The sequence below is a fragment of the Psychrobacter sp. JB193 genome, assembly GCF_002285555.1.
GTDB lineage: Bacteria > Pseudomonadota > Gammaproteobacteria > Pseudomonadales > Moraxellaceae > Psychrobacter > Psychrobacter alimentarius.
The window spans coordinates 1-4510 of sequence record NZ_NRGY01000009.1 but is presented as its reverse complement, the minus strand read 5'-3'; the positions used below and the strand labels follow the sequence as shown (position 1 = coordinate 4510).

General features: G+C 43.7%; 5 protein-coding genes. 1 reads left to right on the top strand and 4 read right to left on the bottom strand.

Annotation, left to right across the window (positions count from 1 at the left end; genetic code table 11):
- Positions 1–154: 154 nt before the first annotated feature.
- Complete coding sequence (locus tag CIK80_RS15200) at positions 155–1126, bottom strand: replication initiation protein (RefSeq protein WP_095570696.1); 972 nt, start codon at positions 1124–1126, stop codon at positions 155–157.
- Positions 1127–1485: 359 nt separating this feature from the next.
- Complete coding sequence (locus tag CIK80_RS15195; protein ID WP_095570695.1) at positions 1486–3144, bottom strand: MobA/MobL family protein; 1659 nt, start codon at positions 3142–3144, stop codon at positions 1486–1488.
- Positions 3145–3380: 236 nt separating this feature from the next.
- On the opposite strand from CIK80_RS15195, the gene CIK80_RS15190 reads away from it, so the two are divergent.
- Positions 3381–3818 (top strand): hypothetical protein, encoded by a 438-nt coding sequence (locus tag CIK80_RS15190; RefSeq protein WP_095570694.1) that lies wholly within the window; start codon positions 3381–3383, stop codon positions 3816–3818.
- Here the strand turns inward: CIK80_RS15190 and CIK80_RS15185 are convergent.
- Together CIK80_RS15185 and CIK80_RS15275 are read right to left on the bottom strand one after the other, a co-directional pair.
- A complete protein-coding gene (locus tag CIK80_RS15185) occupies positions 3805–4020 on the bottom strand; it encodes a hypothetical protein (RefSeq protein WP_095570693.1) in 216 nt (71 codons plus the stop codon). The genes CIK80_RS15190 and CIK80_RS15185 overlap by 14 nt on opposite strands.
- Complete coding sequence (locus CIK80_RS15275) at positions 4017–4184, bottom strand: DUF6364 family protein (RefSeq protein ID WP_143516806.1); 168 nt, start codon at positions 4182–4184, stop codon at positions 4017–4019. The genes CIK80_RS15185 and CIK80_RS15275 overlap by 4 nt, the downstream gene beginning before the upstream one ends.
- Positions 4185–4510: the final 326 nt, after the last annotated feature.

Genomic DNA, 4510 nt, shown 5'->3' with positions numbered 1-4510 from the left:
CAATCGACTGCGGTCGATTGAGAAAGACTGACTAAATTTTTACTGGTTTTTGGGTTAGCCTAAGCAAGATGGATTGTTTAGATAATCTTAACCCCATGACTCAAGAAAACCCTATCGGGCTATTACCTGATTGGCTTGCACTTTCACCCCCTAACTAAGCTAGCCAGTTAATCGCTGTACGCTTTGATATACATAGCTTTGAAGCTATTTCATTATAGCTTGCACCCTGTTTTCTCATTTCACACGCTATTACACGCTTTTCAGCATACTTTTCTGACCTTGCCTTGCCCCCATTTGACGAATTACTGGCTTTACCGCCTATGCGCCCATCTTCGCGTTGTTTCTCTTTAAATTTAGCGCTGTAAGCTCCGAACCGTGAGGATTTGCAGAACTTAGCTATGCTTTTGATAATATGTTTTAGCTCGTTGGGCAATAGGGGTATATCAAAGCGTTGGTTAAATTCTTCCGCCATAGCGGTTAAAACACGCTCTAGCTCCCTTTGGGTAAGGTCTTGCGCTATTGGATAGGCTTGATGTCTAACATGGTTAAACATGCCCACATTGCGCCCATAGCCTTCATCATTGGCTGGCTCTTGCTGCTGATATGATTTTAAATCTAAATATTCGGCAAGCTCCGCTAGAGTATAAGACGGCTTAGCCCCTGTTATATATACTTCGTGCGAGGTGTGGCAAGGGTTTTTTACAAGGTTGCCGCTATAGCCTTTATCCGCCCCTAATGCCAGTCGTAGCGCCTTTTGCACACTAGCTAGGTACTCTACTGGCTTAGTGCTTGCTTTACGCCACTTATCCACTGGTTTTGTTAGCCTGTAGGCGTAGTGAGCGTGTCCGTTTTCGGGGTTTTTTATGATAACTTGCGGTGGTGGTAGGTCGTTATCATGGAAGGCAAATAGGGCTTGTGGGTCGTCAATGTCAAAGACAAGCCATTTGATAATCTCGGGGTGATTGGGTTGTATGTAAGCGTGTTTTATGGCGTGTGACTTGGTACGAATATGACTAAAGCCCTTGTCATTAGTGCAATAGGGCTTAGTTGCTAAGTCTGCGTAGAATTGAGCTAGGGTGCTGACGTTCTGCCAGTCGGTCGGGTCTATTTGTTTGATTGCGTACACTATAAAATTTCAGTTTTGCATCAGGTAGTAGTATGGGTTACTTAAAAATTACTGAAACCTACCGCACCAAATACAAAAAAGCCTTGTTTTAGAGTGTGCAACCAACTAAAATACACAAATCGATTCGTGGTTTTTAGGTGGTCGCACACTTATTAATTACATTAAGCCCTGACAGCTTCCAACTGTTGGGGCTTACTCGTTTCTGTAGTTTACTCTTTTATTTGTCTTCCTGTAAAGCCCGATAAATCAAGGGATGACGTAGGTACTACCTTTTGCCCCTCGGTCGAGAGTTAGCCAAGATCAGGCGGTCTTTTTCGCCTGTCCTGGCTAACTCTGACCCAACAACCAAAGGGCGTTAGTTATCTAACCATACCCCTATCTTGGTCTAGGTTCTTATCAGGCTTTCTGATTTCGTATTCCTGTTGCACGTTGTAGCTGCTGCCGTTGTTCTCAAGGTTGTATGATTTGCCTTGCTCAACACCTGACATAGCAGGGTGATAAACCGTGCCGTCCCTTGTCTGCTGTACGATGCCGTTTTCATCAGCTTGTAATATTTTGCCGGTATATGTTTTGCCTTGTTGGGCGTGGAAGTCTGCTCCGTGCTGCTTTGCTTTGTCCTCTTTTTTTGCCCTGCTTAACTCTCTTAATATCTCAATCGCCTGTTGCGCTTTCGCATGATATGACGGCTCATGCTTGGCTATGTGCTGCTTAGCTCGTTCTCGATGTTCATCGGTCACGCCTTTATCGTTCAGGCTGTTATGCTTGTCCTTGACTGCATCAAACGCTTTTAGAGCGTCTTGCTTATCCTTTGCCCATTTGTCTTTACCAAAGAATAACGGCTCGTTATCTCGCAACTTCTCACACTTGGCTAGTAGAGGTGCGCCCTTATCTTTTAACGCTTTTAGCTGACTGGTTAAAATGGCTTTGGCTGTCGTTTCGATTTTCTCGGCATACTCTACAAATATCTTGCGGTTCTCTTTAAACGCATCAGGTGGGGCGGTTGGCTCTACTGGTCGTTGTGGCTTGGGTCGTCTATCTCTAGGTGGGGCGCTTGTGAGCGTCTTATCTTCTGCTCTACTCGCGCCTGTATCCCCTTGCCCCAATTTGTGGCTCTTGATGCTACTAGCTGCCTGAAGTCCTCGTTCTCGCTCATCTGTATGGCGTTCAGTGCTGACTGGTCTATCCAATCCAGTGTCAACTTGCTTGGCTTGCTCATTGGCTTGTTGCTCCCTAATTTGCTTATTAAGCTCGGTCAATGGTGAGGTGTTGAGCGTTCTGTATATGTCTAGCTTTGCTTGATAGGCTTGCTCTCTTGCGTCCAGTTCATTGATGTATGCCTGTCTGATTTCGGGCTTTTGGATTTGCACCATCGTTAAATTAACTGGCTCTCTATCAATACCCTGTTCTTTCAAAGACTTCATACTAATACGCTCGTAACGTCCTGCCTTTTCTAAATGACTGTTACAAGTCTTTTCCCATCGGTCACGCATCGCCTTTAATTCTGCTTTTCTATCTGGGGACATCTTGGGCGTATTTGCTTTTTTTGCACCGCCTTTGTCTGGATTTTTACTATTGTGGCGTTTGAAATATTGATCGGGGTCACGCTCAATATTATCAATCAGACGTTCACTGAACATAATATGAGCATGGGGCTGCTCGCCTCCGTCCATTGCTGGCGGATTATGTATGGCGTACTGATAAGCATGTTTATCTCCTATCTCGCTTTTTATCCAGTCTTTGACCAGTTCATGCCGTTGGTTTTTGTCCAATTCTCTAGGCAAGGCGATAACGTGTTCACGGTAGGTAGTACCGTTTTTTCTTTCATGTTCATCTGCCATTTGCCAAAGGTAGTTAGGGTCATGCTCTGCCCATTTGGGCATATTGCCATGACCTGTGTTTTCTAACTTCTCTTCGTGGTAGCTTGGCTTGGCATATTTTCCTTCTCTTGCGATATACTGAGCGTGAGGACTTGCTTTGCCTTTTTTGCCAATTCCTACGCTTAATCTACCGATAGCCATTACTTTACCTTTTGTCTTTTTTTTGGGGTTGTTAGGGGTCGCCCCTGACTGGGGATTTCAAAGGGGTTAGACCCTTGACACGCTAGTTTCTTTTTATGTAGCGAAGCGAAATAAAAAGAAACTACTAAGCGTGCCTTGTTTTCTCAACAAGGTTAAAAAAACCTCAACTAGGCAGCTATAAAACCTTATGGTAAACTCAATAGACTGACAACACAACCAACAATAAAGGATTGTTTATGGCTACTATAGATGACGATTATCTTGATAATTTAGTTCAGCGGTTTAAGGGTTTCAAATCACCTAATGATACGCAGAAACTTATAATCCTACTAGGTGAGAAAGACAATAGAAGTGATGACGATAATCGCAAGCTGTCTGTACTCCTAAAGGCTGAGAAAAAAGCAGACCAGTTATTTAAAGCTAGGGCTGATGCTAGACGCTTAATTGATGCTGAGAAGGGAAAGCAGCGTAAGGCAAGGACTAGGCGCATGATGATATTAGCCAGTGCCGTTGAGTCTGCTGTAGAACAAGACGATGAAGTCAAAAGTCTAATGCTTCGGGTCATGCGAAAGGTTGATGATGGTAACTACATATCAGACAGAGATAAAGAGGTCGTTAAGGGCAAGCTAGATGCCTTTTTAGATACCAGTTTAGCTGTCTCTAACGCTCTCTAGCTTTAGCCTCTCGCCACTCACTAAGCAACCTATCATCTTCTTGATCGTAGGTTGTTTCTCCTGACTCTATGCGTTTAAAAGTGTCTACAAGTTCTTGTAGTGCAGCTGGTGACAGTGGTTCAGCATAGGATAGGCTTACTGACGCTATAGCTTGCTTGGCATTGTCACTGATACCAGCATTTTTTAGGGTTAGATTACTCATAGATTGAGTTTCCCTTGCCCGTTCTTCTTCACGTACTCAATCATATAATCACGTACCAGTTGGCTTGCAGTGCGGTTATTGTCTTTGGCTATGCGCTTAAACGACTCAATCAGGTCTTTGTCAGCTCGACAAGTGAAAGTGCTGTCATTGGTCTTGGCTGTCATGATTTAGCCTTTTCGATAGAATGTTTACGCATAATACTAACATTGTTAGTGCATTGCAATAGAATACTGATTTAATAAAAAGCCCAAAAATAACGGACGCTCTAAAATGGGCTGTAAGGGCTTGGAAATTATTAAACGATACTAGGGTAGCCAAGACGATAAATAGGCAGCAGGAAGGGGCTAATTTGAGCCAAATAGACAGATAATCAAGATAGGTTTAAGAGGATAGATACGAAACGGTAGGACATTAGGCTTATCGGCAGAGTCACGGCAATCGACTGCGGTCGATTGAGAAAGACTGACTAAATTTTTACTGGTTTTTGGGT

Excerpts from the sequence above, each read along its gene's own strand:
- CIK80_RS15275 (WP_143516806.1), bottom strand. The coding sequence starts at position 4,184 with ATGACAGCCAAGACCAATGACAGCACTTTCACTTGTCGAGCTGACAAA.
- CIK80_RS15195 (WP_095570695.1), bottom strand. The coding sequence starts at position 3,144 with ATGGCTATCGGTAGATTAAGCGTAGGAATTGGCAAAAAAGGCAAAGCA.
- CIK80_RS15185 (WP_095570693.1), bottom strand. The coding sequence starts at position 4,020 with ATGAGTAATCTAACCCTAAAAAATGCTGGTATCAGTGACAATGCCAAG.
- CIK80_RS15190 (WP_095570694.1), top strand. The coding sequence starts at position 3,381 with ATGGCTACTATAGATGACGATTATCTTGATAATTTAGTTCAGCGGTTT.